Origin of the sequence: Herbidospora galbida (genome assembly GCF_005233835.1) — a bacterium.
In the GTDB taxonomy this organism is placed as follows: Bacteria; Actinomycetota; Actinomycetes; order Streptosporangiales; family Streptosporangiaceae; genus Herbidospora; species Herbidospora galbida.
Map to the genome: position 1 here is coordinate 63,689 of NZ_SZQA01000033.1, position 18,846 is coordinate 82,534.

At 64.1% G+C, this 18,846-nt stretch carries 18 protein-coding genes and 1 tRNA gene; 1 reads left to right on the top strand and 18 read right to left on the bottom strand.

Annotated elements, in window-relative coordinates:
- Positions 1-15: 15 nt before the first annotated feature.
- Together FDA94_RS41215 and FDA94_RS29050 are read right to left on the bottom strand one after the other, a co-directional pair.
- A complete protein-coding gene (locus tag FDA94_RS41215; protein ID WP_281286644.1) occupies positions 16-147 on the bottom strand; it encodes a hypothetical protein in 132 nt (43 codons plus the stop codon).
- Complete coding sequence (locus tag FDA94_RS29050) at positions 144-1,205, bottom strand: hypothetical protein (protein ID WP_137250251.1); 1,062 nt, start codon at positions 1,203-1,205, stop codon at positions 144-146. The genes FDA94_RS41215 and FDA94_RS29050 overlap by 4 nt, the downstream gene beginning before the upstream one ends.
- A 223-nt stretch (positions 1,206-1,428) precedes the next feature.
- Here FDA94_RS29050 and FDA94_RS29055 point away from each other — a divergent pair.
- Positions 1,429-1,505 (top strand) — tRNA-Pro (locus FDA94_RS29055).
- A 45-nt stretch (positions 1,506-1,550) separates the two neighbouring features.
- On the opposite strand, the gene FDA94_RS29060 is transcribed toward FDA94_RS29055, so the two are convergent.
- The 16 genes from FDA94_RS29060 to FDA94_RS29135 form a co-directional block, all read right to left on the bottom strand.
- Positions 1,551-3,485: a glycyl radical enzyme family protein gene (locus tag FDA94_RS29060; RefSeq protein WP_137250252.1), complete on the bottom strand. Its 1,935-nt coding sequence runs from the start codon at positions 3,483-3,485 to the stop codon at positions 1,551-1,553.
- A 435-nt stretch (positions 3,486-3,920) separates the two neighbouring features.
- Positions 3,921-4,340 (bottom strand): hypothetical protein, encoded by a 420-nt coding sequence (locus tag FDA94_RS29065; protein WP_137250253.1) that lies wholly within the window; start codon positions 4,338-4,340, stop codon positions 3,921-3,923.
- Positions 4,341-6,320, bottom strand: coding sequence for a DNA polymerase (locus tag FDA94_RS29070; RefSeq protein ID WP_170991170.1), 1,980 nt, complete (start codon positions 6,318-6,320; stop codon positions 4,341-4,343).
- Positions 6,321-6,399: 79 nt separating this feature from the next.
- Positions 6,400-7,299: a hypothetical protein gene (locus tag FDA94_RS29075; RefSeq protein WP_137250255.1), complete on the bottom strand. Its 900-nt coding sequence runs from the start codon at positions 7,297-7,299 to the stop codon at positions 6,400-6,402.
- Positions 7,296-7,547, bottom strand: coding sequence for a hypothetical protein (locus FDA94_RS29080; protein ID WP_137250256.1), 252 nt, complete (start codon positions 7,545-7,547; stop codon positions 7,296-7,298). Before FDA94_RS29080 ends, FDA94_RS29075 begins: the two co-directional genes overlap by 4 nt.
- On the bottom strand, positions 7,547-7,924 hold the full coding sequence (locus FDA94_RS29085; RefSeq protein ID WP_170991171.1) for a hypothetical protein: 378 nt from the start codon (positions 7,922-7,924) through the stop codon (positions 7,547-7,549). The genes FDA94_RS29080 and FDA94_RS29085 overlap by 1 nt, the downstream gene beginning before the upstream one ends.
- Positions 7,925-8,042: 118 nt before the next feature.
- The gene (locus FDA94_RS29090) at positions 8,043-8,504 is read right to left on the bottom strand and encodes a hypothetical protein (protein WP_137250258.1); all 462 of its coding nucleotides are present in this window, start codon (positions 8,502-8,504) and stop codon (positions 8,043-8,045) included.
- Positions 8,505-8,623: 119 nt separating this feature from the next.
- Positions 8,624-10,222, bottom strand: a complete 1,599-nt coding sequence (locus tag FDA94_RS29095; RefSeq protein ID WP_137250259.1) for a DEAD/DEAH box helicase — start codon at positions 10,220-10,222, stop codon at positions 8,624-8,626.
- 3 nt (positions 10,223-10,225) lie between these two features.
- Positions 10,226-11,236, bottom strand: a complete 1,011-nt coding sequence (locus tag FDA94_RS29100; RefSeq protein WP_137250260.1) for a toprim domain-containing protein — start codon at positions 11,234-11,236, stop codon at positions 10,226-10,228.
- A complete protein-coding gene (locus FDA94_RS29105) occupies positions 11,236-12,501 on the bottom strand; it encodes a DnaB-like helicase C-terminal domain-containing protein (RefSeq protein WP_137250261.1) in 1,266 nt (421 codons plus the stop codon). Before FDA94_RS29105 ends, FDA94_RS29100 begins: the two co-directional genes overlap by 1 nt.
- Positions 12,502-12,546: 45 nt before the next feature.
- On the bottom strand, positions 12,547-13,245 hold the full coding sequence (locus FDA94_RS29110) for an ATP-binding protein (RefSeq protein ID WP_170991172.1): 699 nt from the start codon (positions 13,243-13,245) through the stop codon (positions 12,547-12,549).
- Entirely contained in the window at positions 13,242-14,231 is a 990-nt protein-coding gene (locus FDA94_RS29115; RefSeq protein ID WP_137250263.1) for a hypothetical protein, read from the bottom strand. The genes FDA94_RS29110 and FDA94_RS29115 overlap by 4 nt, the downstream gene beginning before the upstream one ends.
- Before the next feature lie 177 nt (positions 14,232-14,408).
- Positions 14,409-15,449: a hypothetical protein gene (locus FDA94_RS29120; RefSeq protein ID WP_137250264.1), complete on the bottom strand. Its 1,041-nt coding sequence runs from the start codon at positions 15,447-15,449 to the stop codon at positions 14,409-14,411.
- A 182-nt stretch (positions 15,450-15,631) separates the two neighbouring features.
- Positions 15,632-15,898, bottom strand: a complete 267-nt coding sequence (locus FDA94_RS29125; protein ID WP_137250265.1) for a hypothetical protein — start codon at positions 15,896-15,898, stop codon at positions 15,632-15,634.
- 6 nt (positions 15,899-15,904) lie between these two features.
- Positions 15,905-16,192 carry a hypothetical protein gene (locus FDA94_RS29130; protein ID WP_170991173.1) on the bottom strand — a complete coding sequence of 96 codons (288 nt, stop codon included), beginning with the start codon at positions 16,190-16,192 and terminating at the stop codon, positions 15,905-15,907.
- A 41-nt stretch (positions 16,193-16,233) separates the two neighbouring features.
- The gene (locus FDA94_RS29135) at positions 16,234-18,846 is read right to left on the bottom strand and encodes a hypothetical protein (protein ID WP_137250267.1); all 2,613 of its coding nucleotides are present in this window, start codon (positions 18,844-18,846) and stop codon (positions 16,234-16,236) included.

Consider the following 18,846-nt stretch of genomic DNA (forward strand, 5'->3'; position numbering starts at 1 on the left):
GCTTGATGCGGTTCATCAGAAGCCCAGGAACAAGCCGATGGTCTGCCCGAGAGCGAAGGCGAAGAGCCAGAGGCCTATGACGATGAAGACCGCGCCGAGCAGTTTCGGCCAGGAGATGTTGTAAAAGTCGTTGTTGTTCTTACTCATGCGGCGTCTCGCAGTCGTTCGCTGTCCGGGCGGCTCGCCTCGGCGAGGATCCTTTCCCGGAGTTCTTCTTGGAGGTCGACTTCTTCGCGAAGGCTGGCCAGGAGTTCTTCCTTGCCCTTCCACTTGCGGTCGCCGTAGCTGTAGATGGAGCCGCCACGGCGGATGATGTCGAAGTGGATCGCGTAAATCATGTACTCCTTCGCCAGGTCGTAGTCGCCCTGCTGGAAACCCAGGTACGGGGCGTCGGCGAAGTAATAGTCGGTGGTAGCCACCCGCTGCGGCGGAGCGGATTTGTTCTTAACGGTTTTCACCTTGATGACTTGCCCGACGCGGGTTTTTCCCTTTCCCGGACGCGGTTCGTCGATAAATTCATCGCGGGTGACTTCCACACGGACGTAAAAAGCGTAATTCTTGGCCTTTCCCCCCGGGGTGATCTGTGGGATCCCTCGGGGGGAGAAGCCGCCGATCTGGTCGCGCCACTGGTTGATAAAGAAGCAGGTAACGGGTCGTTCGGACCCATCCATGGCGCGCGTCATGTGCGCGCCGACCTTTCTGAAAAACTTTCCTGTGAGCCGGGCCCCGATCGCGACGACGCTTTCCCCGATGCTCTTATCGGCCTCTTCGCTTGGTGTGAGCGCCGGATAGGAATCGAGGACGATGCAGTCGACGGACCGGGACCCGGCAAACTCCAGGATGGTGTCGTACGCCATCTCCATTTCCTGGGTGTTCAACACGATGACGCGTGTGTTGTCGACTCCCAGGGCGGTGGCGTACTCCCAGTCGTAATGCTCGGCGGCGACCCACAGAGTGGTGAATTCAGGATCGCGCTGTTGATTGGCCGCTACAGTCTTGTAGACAACGGTGGTCTTTCCGTTCGATTCGCGGCCGATAATTTCGATCCACTGGTTGACCGGCCAGCCGCCGCCGAGCGCTACATCAATGGCGAGGCTTCCACTGGTGATGCGGTCACTGTTGGAGAGGGCTGACGCCGTGATAAGCGCGTCGCGCCCGAGCCCCTTGTTGACTTTCGCGACTAGCGCGAGTGCATCGGTGTTCACTTACTTCCTCGCCGGTGTTGTTGTCCTTGTGGTGACAACGCTAGGCGGTGCGCAAGGGGTACTTCCACTGTCGTATCAAATACCTGTTGGGACAAATTTCTGGGCAGGCTTCCGGGGTTGTGAATTGTGGGGGTGATGCTGTAATGTCGAACACAGCATCACCTCCTCTCGTTCTACGGTGCTAAACCTCCCGAGCTGAGACTAGGCGGCTCGGGAGGACCATCCGGGTGTAGCGTAATTTGGTTGAGCGCGCCTGCTTTGGGAGCAGGAGATTTGCAGGTTCAAATCCTGCCGTCCGGACGGGAAGCCCCCGTGCAATTGCACGGGGGCTTCATCTATTTCCGGTCAGATTTCGCATCCGGCGGCGGTGCACGCCAATGTCTGCGCTCCCTCTGTCTGGTCGGTGAGCTCGTAGAAGGTCAGGTCCTCCCAGCGCACCTCTGGCATGGCGGCTAGCGCCTCTTCGTACATGTCCTGTGTGCACTCGGTGTACGGGGCCTGCTTATAGACGTGGTCGCTGTAGGGCAGGAAGGCCACGCCGCTCAGCGAGTCGAGGTGCTCCCAGACCCATTCCTTGACGTCGTCCCACTCCTTGTCGCGGATGCTGACGGTCACGGACGGCTTGTGCTCGCACCAGTGGTTCTGAAGGTCGAGCCACAGGTCCAGGTGTTCGATCGCGGTCAGGTCCTCCCGGGTGATGGCGCCCTTGGGAGCGGCGATCGGGAAGTAGAAGACCTGGTTGGTGTCGCTGGTGACGTCCGGCTCGTTGGGGACGCCGGAGTCGATCATGAGGCGGGTCAGCGGGTCCTTGCTGTCCTGGCGGATCGCGCGGATGTAGTAGGGCGAGTGCCGGGGGTGCATGCCGGAGGCCGAGTCGACGAGCTGACTGGAAGTTCCCTCCGGCTTGACCGTGGTCACGGCGGCGCTGGCGTTGATGCCGAGTTTCTCGGCCATGCGCTCGTTGGTGGCGACGGCGACCTCCCGCAACCACTCCTGAGCGTCCTCGCGGAGCATGCCCGCCGGGTCATGTCCCGTCAGGATGGCGTTGTCGTAGATTCCGTTGAGGCTGACGCCGAGGAGTCGTTCCTGTTCGCCGTTCTGGCGCCAGCGGTCCCGGAGCAGAGGGAAGTCAGTGAGTGTGCTCTGCCAGGTACCAAGAATGGTGGCGAGACGAACCTTCCGGCCGAGATCCAAAAGTGAATCTCCAGGTCGGGCGATAACCGATGTCAGGTTACAGAATTCGTATTTGCGCAGAATGATTTCGTTACATGGATTACTTCCGTATTCCATGTCCAATTCTCGCCTGCCGCTATTCATAGCCTGGCGCCGGGCGGCGTCGCGGTTGAAGATGCCGCGCTCACCGCTGCCTGACAGGTAAAGATTGCCCCACTCGACGTCGAACGCTTCGCGGGTGGTTCCGTCGTGGTAGACCGCGCTGATGTTGGCCAGGGCGCGGTGCGGGTGAGTCCGCCACCAGTCGCCTGACTTTGCGAGGGACATCTCATAGTCGTCGAGGTCGGACAGCGAAATCATCGCGCTGCGTCGGACACCACCGACGACGACGACCGAGGCGACCTTGCAGACGAGGTCATGCACCTCGACGGTCGTGAGCCTGCGGCCCTGGGCTGTCTTGGCGAGGTCGACGGTGTAGCTGAACAGCTCGTTGAGCGGGCCGGGGCCGGAGGCGCGTCCGCCGAAGGTCTTCAACCGGCTCCCGGCCGGGCGGATGGCCGACAGATCCCAGTCGGGGATCACCCCGTGATCGAAGATGTCGTGCAGCAGCGTCTTGTAGGCCAGGGCCCAACCCTCCTTGGAGTCGACGACTCCAATCATCCGGGCGTGGGGCTGGATAAGCCGGGGAGGCACCATGGGGAGCTTTTCGACGTAGCGCTTTTCGACGCTGTAGCCGAATCCGGTCCCATTCATGAGGATGTAGAGCGCCTCCCACAACGTGTCTACATCCTCAATAGGTGCGTAGGCGCAATTGTAGGCCGCGATATTACTGCGTTCGAGGGCGGGTCCGGCGGTCATCAGAGCGCGCATGGAGGGGAGGACTTCGTGTTCACGGATCGCGTGTTCGATTTGAGCGCCGAGTTCGGGATCGATGTGGTAGTCGAAGTTCTCCAACAGGTGGTTGTACATGAAGTCCATGTACCGGCTGACGGTTTCCCCCCACGTCTCGCGCCGATTTTCCGCGTCCAACCAGCGGGCGTAGCGGGAGAGCGCGATGAAATTGCGATACGGATCCTTGATGGATCCTTCGGGGGTCAAGATCGACACAAGCTGGGGCTTTCTTTATATGGAGGTGCTAGAGCTTTTCTTGGATGGCCCAGGAGAATTCGCGCTGACCATGTGCCGTCTGGCGGGCGGCCAGGGGCTTTTCTGAGGTCACGACGGATCCCAGTGGCTGGAGAGTGGCGGCACGTGCCTCGGTGTATCCGCACTGGTAGCAGCGGGGGACGACGTCTTTCCTGGCCGAGAAATAGTCGGAGCCGCCGCAGGATGGGCAGTGACCTGTCGTCTGGCGCAGGCTCTCGGCCGACCGTGGCTGAGCGGTCGCCCCGTAGGGGGCTTGATGCTGCTGCGGGGGTTCTGGCTGCGCAGGTGGCGGGGGATCCTGCCACCACTGGTTTCCGTACTGCGGTGGTGGCTGGGGCGGTGCTACGAGGCCTGGACGAATGCCTTGGCGCTGTGCGAGCTGCCTTGCGTAAAAACTCACCAGGGCGTCAACCCTTCTGAATCGAGGTAGTCGTAGGTGTTCTGCGCGTGAATAGCGGCTGCACCGGCGAAGATTGCGGCAGCCGTTTGCTCGGTCATTTGAGCGGCGACTTCCGGAGGAATGGATGCCGCTTCGTTGGCCGGTGAATTCAGGATAACTGCGGCGCAGATTTGGGCTGCAATTTGCGAGAGAGCCATGAGGTGCTCTTCGGTCTTCTTGATGTAGAGCCGCCGGAAACGGGACTGTTCTTCGGCGAGGTCGCGGCCTTCTTCGCTGGGTGGCGTCATTCCCAGGGCCGAGTAAATCGCTGGGATGCGCTCGGGGACGCCGAAGGTGTGCGCCATGTCGTAAATCATCCGGCTCGCGTACGCGGTGTAGATGATCTGCGGGTCCTGCTCTTCGATCTCGTTATGCACTTACTTGGCTTCATTCCAGGATTGGACGATGTGAATGTCGACGGTGAGAGGGACACTGATCCGCTCTTGGATGCCGGGGCCGATCATGGCGTCGCGCAGCAGCTCGGCGACCATGTCGGCGACCTCGTCGCGGGCCTCGATTACCAGCTCGTCGTGGATGGTGAGGATGAGGCGGGCGGAGTCGTCCAGGCCGCGCTCGCGCAGGGCGCGACGGATGCGGATCATGGCGAGCTTGATGAGGTCGGCCGCGCTGCCTTGGATGAGGCTGTTGACGGCCTGGCGCTCGGCGCGGGAGCGGTATTCGCTGTCGTAGGAGTTGAGATCGCGTAGACGGCGCTTGCGGCCGATCAGGGTCCGGATGAAGGGGACGGGGCCCCGGCTGCGAGCGACCTTGAGGATCTTGGCCTTGAGCTTGTGGACCTCGGGGAACTGCTGACCATGCTCGGCGAGCATTTGCTTGGCGAAGGTCAGAGAGATGCCCGCCTGGGTGGCGACGGTCTTGGGGCCCGCTCCGAAAACGATCGCGAAGTTGATCGTTTTGCCGATGGTTCTCTGTTCTTTGGTGACCTGGTCGAGCGGAACGCCGAAGATGGCGGCGGCGGTGATCGTGTGCGGATCGTGGCCTTCGTGGAAGCCTTCGAAGAGTTTGCCGCCTCCGGCGAAGTGCGCCAGCACGACCAACTCAATTTGGCCGAGGTCGCCCACCACGAGCTTCCAGCCGTCCGGCGCGGTGTAGATTCCTCGGATCTTCTTGCCGGATTCGCTGCGGGTGGGGATGTTCTGAAGGTTGGGGCCGTAGCTGCTCCACCGGCCGGTGACGGTGCCGTGGGGGTCGAGCGTGGTGTAGACGCGGGGGCCGGTCTCCGACTCAAAGATGATGCAAGGCTTCTTCGGGTCGTCCTCGATCCCGAGGTAGCCGTCCACGTAGGTGGACAGGAGTTTGACCGACTCCTGGTAGCGGAGGATGGCCTGGGCGACCTTGTTGCTCGGGTATTCCTTGAGCGTGTCGGCGTCGGTGCTGTAGTCGGTGATCAGCAGCGGTTCGCCGCGTTTGGCCTTCTTCTCGCCGCCGTCCGTCAACTTCTTAGGTCTCAGGCCCTGGCAGCCCTCGGCCTTGGGACCGAAAAGGATGTTGGCCTTCTGCTGGCTGCTGCCGACGTTGAACAGTTGCCCGGCGGCGGCGTAGACGGCGGCCTCACGCTCTTCCACCTCAATGGCCAGGTCGACGCGCAGCTGCTGGAGCCAGGGCACCAGGACGGGTGCTCCATGGCTGAGCATGTCGATGATGACCTGCTCAAGCAGGTCGTTCTCCATGCGCTGGGCGTCGTCGAGGCGTTCGTGGGCGATGGCGTCTCGCCAGCGCCGGTACAGCAGCCAGGTGAACTTGGAGTCCAGGCGGGCGTACTCGGCGACCTTGGAGAAGGGGAACTTCTCCACGCACTTACCGACGCCTTCCTTGTCGTAGTCGACGCGGTAGACGCGCTTGGTGGTGGGTTTGAGGCCGGTGCGCTCGTTCTCGTCGAGCAGCCAGGCGATCTGCCTGGTGTCGGCGTACGGCGGTGCTGCCGGGGCGGGCAGGTACTTCGCGGTTGAGATGACGTCGAAGGGGAGGTTGTGCGCGACCTTGGTGTGGTCGGGGCTGTTGAACAGGGGCCAGAGCTTCTCGAAAACCACGTGTCGGCGGAGCTGCGGTGGCGGAGGTTCCCAGATGGGGTGGCGGTAGTGACGGGTCTTACCGTCTTTGCCGACCTTGGGGATCTTCTCTTCGCCGATGATCTTGTCGCCGATGGGGTGGCCCATGGGGATCGCGACGGCCATGCCGTGGCTGGCCAGTGATAGCCAGGTCACCTCGTTCTGGGTGGGCACGCCTCGGTGGTCGCCTGTGGTTTCGACATCGAAGGCGAAGGCGTCTTGCCGCTTCAGATAGGAGACGACGTCGTCGAGCTGGCCCTCCGTCAGAATCGTGGAGGAGGGGAACACGTGATCTCTTGTGACGTGAGCCCCGGTCACGGGGCGGGGGGCAGGACCCGTGACCGGGGCTCGTTTTTCCGGAGGTGGTCTAGGCGGCGCGGCGGCGAGCGCGGGGGGAGGTCAGCTCGTCGACGATCTCCTGGAGCGTGTCGTGGTCGTCGACCGTGACGCAGGACTCGTCGTAGAGGTTCTCCAGCAGCTCGGCGTACTGCTCGGCCGTGATCTCCTCGTACACCTGCTCGTCATCGAAGTCCGCCAGGGCGTCTCGCGAGACAGGGCTCAGGTTGAAGGTGTAGTCATCTCGGCCGCCGACCTTCTTGACGTGGCGGGAGACCGCCCAGTACAGGACGGGGACGCCGTCACGGTTCTTGTTGATCGGGCTGGTGCGGGACTGCTCGCTCCACGACAGAATGATGTCGAACAGCTTCTGTCCGATCTCCAGCCGCTTGACCTCAGGCTCGCCGCCCGGTGTCAGCAAGGCGACGTTGAAGAACGCCTTGAACGCCGGACGCGGGTGGTACTTGCGGCCTTCGGGGAGCGGCTTGCTTTCCTCGTAGGCGCACAACGGGCACTCGTCCTCGGCCGTGAGGCAGACGTAGGACTTCCGGCCTTCCTTCTCCTGAAGGAAGTGCTGCCGGAAGGCCACGAAGCAGTCGCTCTCCAAGAACGCGATCACCTGCTCTTCGGGGCCGAGGGTGATGCGCTCGGCGTCGAAGTCCCGGCCGCCGGAGTTGCCGACACCTTCGGAGACGGCTTTGAGGCCACCGCCATCGGTGCGGTGCCGGGACAGCAAGGTGTTGGAGCTGTTGGTGCGGGTGGCACGGCCGGAGGGACGGCGCTGGGGGATCTCGTCCTCGACGGCGTCTTCCTCATCGGGGACGACGCTGAGGCGGCGCGTGGTGGGGGCGGCAAAGTCGTCTTCGAACTCCTCATCCTCGCGGGTCTCGGGGTTCACCGGGCGCTCACGCCGGGCGATGGTACGGGTCATGCAGGTGGTGCTCCTGTAACAGTGATTCTGTGGACGACGGAATACGAGGGTGCGATTCTTCGCAGCTCGGCGATGTCGAGGCTGAGGACGCGGCGGACCACTTCACGGGCCTGCTGAAGGAGGAGTTCGGGTGCGTAGTCGCCGGTGTCGCCGAAGTCCTCATCGGTGAAGGTGGCGGAGGCCGCGATCTCGACCTTCTCCACCCCGCCGAAGTCGACGATGACCTTGCGGGCGTAGTTGACCTCCATCAGGCAGCCTGGCCCGTCAGGTCGACGTCGCCGCTCTGGTTGATCAGCAGCTGGTCGAACAGCTCCTTGGCCCGCTCGCGGAAGCGAGTCTTGTAAATGGGGATGCCGTACTGAATGAGGATCTTCTCCTCGCGGGCCAGGTTGACCAGGCCGAGGATCATCTCCTCGGAATACAGCCGGATGGCGCCGAGCCGCTTTTCGTGCTTGAGGGTGTACGGGGTCTTGGGGATGTATCCGAGGCGTTCCAGCTTGCGCATGGTGACGCTCTCGCGGCCGAGCATGCTGGCCAGGACGCCGATCCGGTACAGCACCAGGGGGCGGCCGTTGACCATGTAGGTGTGGTCTTCAAGGACCATGCGGCTCTTGATCTCGTCCATGCGGACTTGATCGAACCGAGGTTCGAACAGCCGGACGTCGTCAGAGTTCAGCTTGTTCAGCCGTTCGCGACGTTCAACGACCGGAACGCCTGCCACGTCGTGACTGATCTTGGTCAAGTCACAGCCCCCTGATGCTATAGGTGTAGTCGCGGTCCATGCACGCGTCGATGTCTTGCCGCGTGATGGCCCCTTCTTGGAGAGCGACCCAGAGCTCGTCGGGGTCGATGACCTCGACCTCTCTGGTCTTCACTATTCGGTTGGTCAGACCCTTCCGCCGGGCCAGCCTCAGGACGTCCGCTTCGTTCAGCCGCGTACTTACGCTGCGTGATCGACGGTAGCCAGAAGGTGCGCCGGGCAGGTTTGACAACTCCTCCGGAAGTACAACTCGCTGCCCACCCTTGCTGTCTCGCGTACCCTCCCGGAGGGCGATCTCGTGCAGCTCCTCGACCACCTTCGCGCGGCGTTTTGTGTCGCGGGCGAGCCGGTCGTCGAGGAGTTTCTTCTCCGTTAGGAGGGCGAGAATACGCTGGTGAGAGGTATCAACGCGCGCCAAAGGCGTGCGTGTCAGAACGCGGGGCATGTGGGGGTGGATCTTCCGGAAGTAGGTACCGGATCGGTAACGCCGACCCTACCCCAGTTTAGGGCGGTGGTATCGGGCGCACCTAGGGCAACATCGGTAACAATCGGGCGCACGCCGTATCAACTACTCTCTGTGAGAGCGCCTCTGACGTGCGCGGATAGGCTGATTACGTCGTTGTCGAGGCCTCCGGAGGTATCGATACCTTCGCCGTCGATCGATGCATCGGCTACACGAGTTTTAAAACTCAGGGCGTCGAAGGCCCTCTCCTCGATCGTCCCGGGGGTGACGAGGTCGATCACAGCCACCTGATCGTGCTTGGACGACGCCCGTACGTGACGGGCTGAGATCTGGACATACTGCCCGTGCGATCTTGGGGCGTCGTAGTGGATCAGGTGTGTCGCCTCGGGCAGGTCGAGGCCGTAGGCGCCCGCGTGGCTCATCAGCAGCAGGCGGCAGTCCGGGTCGAACTTGAACTCGTCGATGAGCTGCTGGCGCTTGGCCAGCGACGTGATCTCGCCGGAGTAGATGACCGACCGGTGCGAGGGGAAGGCCCCGGCAATCAGGTCCAGCATGTGGACATACCTGGACACGATGATGATTTTGTGCTCAGGCATGTCCAGTAGCGGGATGACCCGGCGCCGGAGCTCGTCGAGCTTGGGCTGCATGTGAAGGTCGGTTACCGGCGCCAACCGGCCGCTGGCGACGATCTTGAGGGCGTAGGCGTTGGTGCCGCGCTCGGCCGCCCGGACCACCAGCAGAGGGTGGCAGAGCAGCATGCTGATCGTGGTATGGATCGCCTGCACCTTTCCGGCCCCGACCGCGTCCGACTCGCCGCCGTAGTAGGCCTCCGGGTCGAAATCGCCTGGGTCGGCGAGGTTGTTCAGCTCGGCGGCAAGGTCATGGAGGACGTCCTCGTAGACCGTGCGCAGGGCGGGGGTTATGGGGGCCAGCCAGCGTTCGTGGACAACGGAGGGCATGTACGGGGCCACGTCCGGGTCTGACTGGCGTTTGCGGTAGGAGATCTCCAGCCACTTGCGCCGGAACGTCGCCAGGTTCACGTACCGCAGGACCCTGCCCCAGCGGTTGCGGCGGACGAAGCTGTCTTCGAAGTCCCGGTAAGTGCCGAAATGACCGGGGGCGACCCACTCGCTGATGGCCAGCGCTTCTTCGAGCCGGTTTTCCACGGGGGTTCCTGTCAGGCCGATCCGGTAGGGCGTCTGAAGCCTGCGTAAGGCCTTGGCGCGCTTGGACTTCCAGCCCTTGAGCACGCTCACCTCGTCGATGATCAGCAAGGCGTCGGGGATGCCTTTCTTGATCTTCCGGGCGTTGCTGGCCACGAAGTCGTGGGTGGCCAGGATGTAGTCGGTCTGGTTGGTGATGGCCTCGTCCAGCAGCCGGGCCTTGACCGTGGGCGAGCCGTCGATGATGACGCCCCACTCCTTGTCAGGCCACAGGGTCCTCTTGCCATCGCGGCTGACGCGGACGCTGCATGAGACGTCGGTGGTCTCGGCGATGGCCTGACCCCACTGGGTGAGCAGGGCCTTGGGGACGGCGATGATGACGGTGGTGACCAGGCCCTCGGCCAGCAGGTATTCGGCGCACGCCAGTGCGGTGACGGTCTTGCCGACTCCCATCTCCATGGTGAGCAGCAGTCGGCCGTGGGCGGTGAACTGTGCGAGTGCGGGGGTTTGGTAGTCGCGTAGATCAACAGTGAGCAAGGGTCATCGGATCAGGTAGGAGGGGATGGCCTCGGTGATGAGCTCTGCGAGCTCGTCGAGGGGGAACAGGTAGCCGGTGCCTCGGTGGGTGTAGCCTCCGGGGTCGGTACCTCTGGGCAGGCCGCTCCAGGTCACGGTGCGGATCAGCGGGACGCGTCCGCGCAGGCCTCGGATGAGGGAGCTGGTCGCCTGCCATCCGGCTTCGTCGTTGTCGAGCATGGTGATCACCTCGCCGGTGGCACGGTCGGCGATCAGGTCGATGTGGGTGTCGGAGATCTTGCTGCCCCAGGTGGCCACCGCGCCGGGGGCGACCTCACCGACGATCGCGGCGTCGAGCGGCGATTCGACGACCACCAGCGGTCCCGGTGGCGGCGGCAGGTGGACGCCGAAAAGGGTCTCGTTCCTCTTGGCCAATCCCTTGGGGTAGTTGCGGACCCGGGAGCCTCGCTTCTCCTGCCAGCCGATCAAGGCCGTGGAATCGGGGTCCCACATAGGCAGCACCCAGGAGTCGGTGGCCGGGTCCCACATGACGCGGTAGTCGGCGGCGATGTCGGGGTTGATGCCCCGGCGTCTCAGCTCCCGCTCCGGCGCAGCTGTACACAGCGCCAGCGACGCCCGGGAGATCGGCCGAAGGACCGGCTCCTTGGGGAGACCGGCCCGCTCCAGCATGCGGATGGTGGCGCCGATGGTGCCCTGGGCGCGGACCCACGCGGTGGCCATGTCGAGGTCGACGGCCAGCATGTCCCGCGCCAGGTGAACGAACGCTCCGGCGTAGCCGCAACTCCAGCACAGGAACAGGCCGGTGTCGGAGTTGATGGAGAAGCTCGGGTTGCGGTCGGGCTTGTTGAGCCGGGCCTCATGCGCGGGGCAGCGGCAGGTGATCTCGTCGCCGTCCTCGCGGATGATCTCCAGGCCGAGTTTCTCGACCGCCGAGAGCACGTCGCCGGGGACCACGAGAGGCTCATCGCGCAGGCGGCGGGCCTCGCTTCCCCGGCCGCACATGATGATCGACATCAGAACATGTCCACGTCATCGTCGTCGTCACCGAGGTCGTCGGTGTCGCCGAACGGGTCGTAGGCGAGCTCGGTCATGGTGCCGTGGTCCCAGTCGCGCCGAATCCAGAATTCGAACGGTGCGACGGTCCGGCCGACCAGAGACTTCATCTTGGTGATGTCGTGGTCGCTGGTCGGCTGGGCAGCGATGATCAAGTCGGCGTCCTCTGCGAAGGACGGCCCGTAGCCGATGGACGCGGCGGTGATCTCGCCACCGTGGATCTTGGAGAGCCGGACCTGCGTGCTGATGATGATCGGGATGCCCAGCGACTTGGCAGCCCTCTTCAGGCCTCGCGTGATGTTGGCGATGGCCTTCCAATCGCCGGGCTTCTCCCCATGGTCGTCGCTCATCAGGTAAACGCCGTCGATGAACAGGATGTCGGGCTTGAGCCGCTGCGCCTTGGCGACGATCTGACTGACCGTCGAGGCCGAGGACGCGTCCTCGGTGAGCCAGTAGGACGGCCGGAGCTCCATGGATCGGAGCCGTTTCTCGACGCGGTCGAGGTCGGCCTTGGTGAGGGTGCCGTCGCGCAGGCCGTTGGGGGAGACCTTGGATTCGAGGGCGTCGAGCCGTTCTTCCATCTCGCGGGCGGTCATCTCGAATGTCACAAACATCGGACGTTTCGGGGCTGACCAGGCTGCGAGCGAGGAGAGCAGGAGGTAGGTGGATTTGCCCGCCTTGGGCGGGCCGACCAAGGCCACCAGCCATCCGGGACGCCAGCCGCCGGTCAGCTGGTCGACGGCGTCGAATCCGGTCGGGATGCCGTGCATCCGCAGTTCCTGACCGGCGCGCTCCCGGTAGGCGGCGGCGCGCTTGAGCGCCGTGGTGGTGATGTCGACGTCGACCGTCGAGGGGACTTCGGCCTCAAGCTCGGCCAGCGCGGCGGCCAGCTCCCTGGCCGTGGCCTCCGGGTCGCCGGTGGTGAACCTCTGAGTGGCGCGGCCGAGGGCCGCCTCCAAGATCGACATCTTGCGCTGTTCACGCAGCTTGTCCAGGACGTAGTCGAGGGGTTCAGGCTGCTTGGCGAGCTTGTAGGTCGGGAATTCGGCCTTGAGGGCTTCGGTGGTGGGGGCTTTGCCGTGGCGGATCTGGAACTCGGTGAGGAACTGCCACACCTGGAGTGCCTTGGGGTCGGCGAGCCACTCGCTGGTGACTCCGGCGTCGAGGGCCTGGGAGAGGTCGCCGCCGGTGACGATCTGGGTGATCAGGTGGCGGGGAAGGTCCATCACACCGCCCTGAGGGCGCGCAGCAAACGCTCTCTCGCGCGCTGACTACGCCGCACGGGCCTCTGCCCGGAAGTCGATCCCCGCCACGATGTACTCAGGGAAGGCCTGCTTGGCGAAGCTCGGGAGTGACAGTTCGTAGCGGTGCCAGTCGGTCTGGGGGTGGTTGGATGTGATGATGGTCGGCCGGGCCCTGTGGAACCGGCGGCGGAACAACTGCGTGAGCAGGTTCTGGGAGTAGCCTCGCGGGCCGGTGTACTCCTGGCCGAGGTCATCGACCACCAGGAGGCTGACGCGGCCGACCCGGATCCGCTCATTGAGCAGGGACTGGTACAGCTCCGGGTTGGCCTCCCGCTTGTCGCGGTCGGACTCCAGGTCGAGCAGCTTGTGGGCGTGGGAGACGTAGTCGGCTGCCCGAAGGAAGTGAATGCTCGCGCCGTGGATACGGTGCGCGGTGGTGAGTGCGCTGACCGCCAGCTGGGTCTTGCCGGTCCCAGGAGGGCCGCACAGGCTCACGCCGACGCCCACGAGGGATCTCTGCCGCCGCGTTGGGTTTTCGGGCGTCTTACGCCGTTCTGGGAGCTCTCCGACCAGATCGTGGACGGCGTTCCAGGCGACGTCGGTCCGCGTGTTGTAGGGGACCCATTCGCCGAGCTCCACTCCGTACAGGGCCTGGGGGATGTTGGCGGTCTCCCAGCGGAGGCGGTAGTCGATCTCTGTCTCGACCGGCAGGGTGATTCGATTCATGTGTTTTTGTCCTGATTTGATGCTTTGTCGTAGAGGGTGAGATCCTCGGCTGTGACACCCCATCGATCGAGGGCTGCCTGGCTGAAGGGGTCTTCGCGGGAGACCAGCGCCTTGGAGGCCAGCTGCATCAGCGGGGCACGCCGGTAGATGAAGTCCACCCAGGGAACGAAGCCGGGCCTGGGGCCTTCCTTCACGTAGGCGTTGATCATGGCTTTGATCTGCGCGGCGGTGAGGGGGTGCTCTCCAGACATCCACGAGCGCAACTTCTTCACCATGGCGGTGAACACGATTGCGTCGGGGACCTTCAGGGCTTCGCGGCCAGCCGGGGTGAGCAGGAGCTGCTCTTTGAAGTAGAAGACCAGATGCCCGGCGTCGTTCTGCGGGGCCGGAGTCGGCTCAGGATCTTCACGGAAGGCGTCGGCGGCATCAAGGCCGTCATCGTCGTTCTTCCGCTGTGTTGACGATCGGCGGGCCTGAGTTCTGGGGGTGGTTCTTGCCGAGTTCTTTTCAGCCGCCGGAGGCGCGCTGAAAAATTGGTTAGAAGGTAGTTGGTTATATGTATTTGGTTCGGGCGACATTTTGTCCCCCTCATCCCGGACAAATTGTCCCCCCTCTTCCGGACAATTTGTCCTGGGGGGGCGACAATTTGTCTGGACGACATCCTCGCCCGTCTCCTGATCGAAGATCAGCTTCCACTCCTCCCGGGGGAGGATTCGCCGGGAGACGGAGGGGTACTTGCGGGTGCGCTCTGGCACCTCGTCCTCCGGGACCGTCTCGATGATGTTGAGTCCTTCGAGCGCCTTGATGGCCCGCTGGACGCTCTTCTCAGACGATCGAGTGTCTCTGGACATCCGATGATTCGACAGGCAGACGATGCGGTCGTCATGGTTGGCGCTGTCGGCCAGGTCGCGCAGGAGTAGGAGGGTGACGGCGGTCAGGGCCGCAGGCGCGTAGCGGCGCACCTCGGCTTCGATCTCTCTGGCCATTGAGCTCCGTGATGGGTTGTTGAACTAGTTAAGGAACTGCTAGCGTTCATCGCGCATCACCCAAACGCGACAAGTCATCTTGGCCGCGTCCCCGAGGGTCGGATGCATGCTGGAGATGTGCCCCGGAGATCGTTAACCGTCGTCGCGTTCACTCCGGGGCACATCTTTTTCCCCAGGTCAGGACGCCAGAAGGTGCTCGGCCTGCTCCTTGGGGACGATCTTCCGCGTCAGCCCACGGCCGGGCTTGCCCTTCCCCGCGAGCTTCACGATCTCACCGAGTTCATTGACTAGTACGGAAACCTCTCCAGCCTTCGCGCGGGTGCGGCCGACCGGCTTGGGGGGCTCGGTCTCGGCGCTGGCGGATTCGATGGTGAGCTGCTCCGGCTCCGGCTCCGGCGTCACCTTCTCCCGCCACTCCTGCGCGATGTCGCGGAGGTCCACCACGTCGCGGTAGTGACCGAGCCAGTGGGTCAGCGGGCGCAGACGAGTCGGCTGGCCATGCGCGGAAGCGTTGGCGATGTCGGTGTGCAGGAAGTGGTCGTGGGCCAGTCGGAGCACTTCTGCCAGCTTGGGGATCTCGTCGGGTTCCCGCGTGGTGATGACGGCGGCGGGCAGGGCCTGGGCCTCGTCGGCGACCGGCTCGGCGGGCATGTCAGGGAGTGTCTGCTGAACGGCTTTTCCCGCCGGGTGTCTGTCCATGGCCTCGGCCAGGGCGGCGTCACGAGCCTCTTTGGTGATCTCTTCGGCGACGTTGATCTCCTCTTCGGGAGCGTCCTCCAAGTCGAAGACCAGCTCGTCGAGGCCGAGGGCGGCCAGTTCCAGGATCGTGATCCCAGCCTCCTGGGCGGCCAGCAGGAGGTCCTCGGTGTTGTCGTCCGGGGCCTCGTCGTCGGCGCCGAACGCCAGGATCACGTACGGAGTTCTTCCGTAGGTCTCCTGGTCCTCCTGGAGCAGGGCGATGAGGTTGTCGGTCATTCCGGCCTTGTCGGAGGTGATGCCCTCCTTGGCGCCCGCGATGAGCTGCTTGACCTTGCGGCTCTGGGTGGTGTGATCGGTGACGACGGAGTAGCCGGGGCCCTCGCTGCCGAGGTCGACGAGCAGATCGGCGGTGTACAGGACGGCCTTGGTGACCCAGTCGTCGGCGGCGGGCAGGTAGACCCAGGCGTCGGCCGGGTTGTCGGTGTTGACGCGCAGCCAGTCTTCGAGAAGGTCGTTCACCAGGTCGGTGCTGACAGCAGCGCCTCCGGCGACGACGACAGAGATCGGACCGGAGGCGGGCATAGCTGAAGAAGACACAGTTGCTCCAGGGGAGGATGAGGTCGGTAACTGGTATTTAACCGACCCGAAAGCCTCGCTCCTAGGAGAGGTATCGATACTTGCTTAACTAGTTGAGGAACTCGTCACGGCCGTGAGGTGAGCGAGATGATGAGCGCGCGGATCAGTGTCGCGGCTCCGCCGATCCCCAGGGCCAGCACCACCCAGTCGAGCGAGGCCCACGCCAGCAGCGCCGCGCTCGCAGAGCACAGGGCTGGCCGGAGCCAGTCGGGGGTCCGGCGGCCGAGCGGCGACATGGCCCACATCTCGTACATCACGTAGGAACCGAAGACGAGCAGGACCACGTCGGCCAGGACGCCGTACGGGTGCAGGAGTCCCAGGAGATTCGGCACGTCAGGTTAGTCCTTGACCAGCGTGTTCTTGACCGCCGTGGAGATGCCGGTGGGCTTGAGGAAGCCGAGATGGACGCCGACACCGGTCAGCGCGACCAGCAGCCAGGTCAGCAGCGCGGCGGTGAGATCGAAGGACGTGTTGAGGTCGAACGACCCCTTGAGTTCGGTGAGAAAGCCGGTCGCTCCGGACAGCACGGCCAGAACAAAGGCTCGGAATCCCGCGCCCCAGGACTGTTTGGTGACGAGGCCAGTAAGGATGGGAAGAACGGTTCCAATGGCAATCGCCAAAGCCATTGAGGCGTGAAGGGTAACCACAACGAGACTCCTATACGGGGCTATACATCGATATGAGGAATTGTGAAGAACTCGGCTTCTTCGATGCCGATACCTGTCGGCCGCTGGTCTTCCAGGGCCTCTTTCAAAATATAGGCGCGGCGTAGCCGGTCGTTGTAATAGAAGATGCCGCCGGTGGCGTCGGAGAAACCATTCCGGTAGCCGATGTCGGGGCCAGGTCCGTCCGGCCAGAAATACGGGTTGAGGTTGATACCAGATTCGACCAGCATTCCCGCGACGTCGAACGATTCATCGGCGACCTGATCGGGTGCGACCGGCGTGAGAACAAGGACCGCAGTTCCTGTTTCCGGCGCCGCGAATTTCACGTGGATCCGGCGCCAGCCTTCGTCGAGGTCCTCGACCTGGACGGCGTCCGACCACGCGGATTCCTGCGAGATCGGGACTCCGGAGACGCTGGTGTAGGCGGCCAGGAGGATGTCGGTGATCGTGCCGGACGGCTTGAGATACATGCTGGCCGTGTACATGGTGCCGGGGATCAGCCAGTCCAGCGCTGTGCTGATCGTCAGCGTGTTCCCGGCCAGCACCTCGACATTGAGGCCGCCGGTCGTGTCACCGTCCAGCGGGCTGGTGATCGGTGTTCCGGCGTAGTCGGCCGCCGGGTCGGCCGCGACCGTGACGGCGTGTGGGTGGACGTTGAGCCGGTCGGGGTAGACCAGAGGGCGCAAAGACGCGCCGTTGCTGAACGCACTCGGCCCGGAAGGGCCGGAGATCTCCAGCTGCACATAAGTGAACTCCTGCCAGTCCCCGGCGGCGACGCCGGAGAACTGAATGCCCGGAATGGCGAACGCCGCCCTTCCCCATTGTTTGTTTCCCTGCGGCGCGGCGAACTCTCCGTACACGCGCGTCCATTCAGCGCCGGTCGCGCCAGAGTTGATGCCTCCGTTGCTGCCGGAGGTGATAGACCTCAGCGGGTCGGTCTCGGTCGTCGCGAAGATCGCGAAGTCGGCGAAGGACCCGGCGGGGATGAGCTGCACCACGTCCAGCGTGCCGGTGAAGCTCATTTCCCCACGGGATGAGGTCTGACCGGCGATCGAGGATTCCAGCGTTCCGCCGAAACCGATGTCGCCCGACATTTCCATGTCTGGCGGGAGGCTCATCTCCAGGGTGCCAGTGAAGCCGACACCGCCGATGATGGTCTCGCTCATGATCGCGATGTCGGTCTCGACCGTGCCGGAGAAGCCGATGCCGCCGCTCATCTCGACCGGAAGCAGGGCGGCCAGCTCGATCGTGCCAGAGAAGGACGCTCCGGCCTCGGCCGAGACAGGACCGTAGGGCCAGACGTCCAGCGCTCCGCTGAAGGAGGTGTGGCCGGTGGAACTGGTCGAGCTCAGGAAGCTGATCAGGCTGCCGTTGAACCCGATCCCGCCGGAGGCGACCAGGTAGGTCTCCAGGCGGGTTTCCAGGGTGCCGGTGAATCCGGTCTGGCCGGTCGACTGCAACGGCGAGGTCGAGATGGTGAAGGCGCTGTTGGCCGCGCCGCGCCAGGTGTAGCCGGGAGTGGAGCCGTCGAGATAGTCAGTTTCAGTGGCGCTGGTGAGGCGGATGTAGTCGATCGTGGCCGACACCGCGTGGCTGGCGCTGGTGAATCCGGTCTGCGTGAGGATCTGAAGAGCGACACGGGCGTAGACGACATTGGCCGGGACGGTGACCGCGCCGCCGGAACGCCCTCCGGCCGTGGGCATGGTGATGGAAGACGAGCTGCCCAGATTCACCATGTTGCCGTCGAACCAGGCGATCAGCAGCCGGATAGCGTCGCCGGTACCCAGCCCGGACACGCTGCTGACGGTCGCCGACAGGTAGGCCGTGCTGCCGGACATCTGGCCGACAAGCAACGTCTGGGACAGGCCGACGTCGCGGTAGGTGCTGCTGTTGGTCCGGGAGATGTTGCCCGACACACTGCGAGCGCCTGGTCCCGAGGTAACCGTCATGCCGCCGGAGGTCTGGCCGGAGGCCTCCCAGTAGGGCACCCATGCCGTTGTCAGGGAGCCGGTGGTGCGCGGCTGACGCCACCAGTTGGCGATGACGGAGTCGGACTCGTCTATCGTGGTGGACCGCAGTTCGGTGCCCGACCAGCCATAGCCGTAGGAGGTGCCGTCCAGCGCCGTAGTGGAGTTCTGCGTGCTGACGCGGATCCGGTCGATGGAGAAGGTCACCGACCGGCTGGACGCGGCGTTCATCGACGCGAAGACGAAGAACTTGATGAACGCGGTCCCGGCGGGAGGTGCCCCGGTCCTGGTCCGGCGTCCGCTGCTGCTCACGGAGATCGCGCCGTGGCTGCTGATGAGTTCGGCGTCGGCGTCAAAGAAGTTGATGCCCCACCAGTATTCGACGCCGCCGCTGGTGCTGCCGATGGTGTGGTCGAAGCTGATGTACAGCGGGACGCCGGTCGGGACGGGGATCAGGCCCGGACCGGGTTCGGGGCCACCGTTGAAACCGGCCGACTGGTAGCTGCCTGTGGACGTGAACGTCGCCGTACACGACAATGCCGAGCTGCCGTAGGTCAGGGAAGGGAACGGCGCGCTGTTGCGCTCGGTGCTCCAGACAGCGTCACCCAGGCCGGGCCGTGGGAACGGACAGAGGTTGTAGGTAGCCAT

What these genes read in the sequence shown, in the direction of transcription:
- FDA94_RS29105 (WP_137250261.1), bottom strand. Translation starts at nt 12,501, where the DNA reads ATGGACCTTCCCCGCCACCTGATCACCCAGATCGTCACCGGCGGCGAC.
- FDA94_RS29090 (WP_137250258.1), bottom strand. Translation starts at nt 8,504, where the DNA reads ATGCCCCGCGTTCTGACACGCACGCCTTTGGCGCGCGTTGATACCTCT.
- FDA94_RS29075 (WP_137250255.1), bottom strand. Translation starts at nt 7,299, where the DNA reads ATGACCCGTACCATCGCCCGGCGTGAGCGCCCGGTGAACCCCGAGACC.
- FDA94_RS29135 (WP_137250267.1), bottom strand. Translation starts at nt 18,846, where the DNA reads ATGGCTACCTACAACCTCTGTCCGTTCCCACGGCCCGGCCTGGGTGAC.
- FDA94_RS41215 (WP_281286644.1), bottom strand. Translation starts at nt 147, where the DNA reads ATGAGTAAGAACAACAACGACTTTTACAACATCTCCTGGCCGAAACTG.
- FDA94_RS29085 (WP_170991171.1), bottom strand. Translation starts at nt 7,924, where the DNA reads ATGGACGAGATCAAGAGCCGCATGGTCCTTGAAGACCACACCTACATG.
- FDA94_RS29100 (WP_137250260.1), bottom strand. Translation starts at nt 11,236, where the DNA reads ATGTCGATCATCATGTGCGGCCGGGGAAGCGAGGCCCGCCGCCTGCGC.
- FDA94_RS29080 (WP_137250256.1), bottom strand. Translation starts at nt 7,547, where the DNA reads ATGGAGGTCAACTACGCCCGCAAGGTCATCGTCGACTTCGGCGGGGTG.
- FDA94_RS29110 (WP_170991172.1), bottom strand. Translation starts at nt 13,245, where the DNA reads ATGAATCGAATCACCCTGCCGGTCGAGACAGAGATCGACTACCGCCTC.
- FDA94_RS29115 (WP_137250263.1), bottom strand. Translation starts at nt 14,231, where the DNA reads ATGGCCAGAGAGATCGAAGCCGAGGTGCGCCGCTACGCGCCTGCGGCC.
- FDA94_RS29130 (WP_170991173.1), bottom strand. Translation starts at nt 16,192, where the DNA reads ATGGCTTTGGCGATTGCCATTGGAACCGTTCTTCCCATCCTTACTGGC.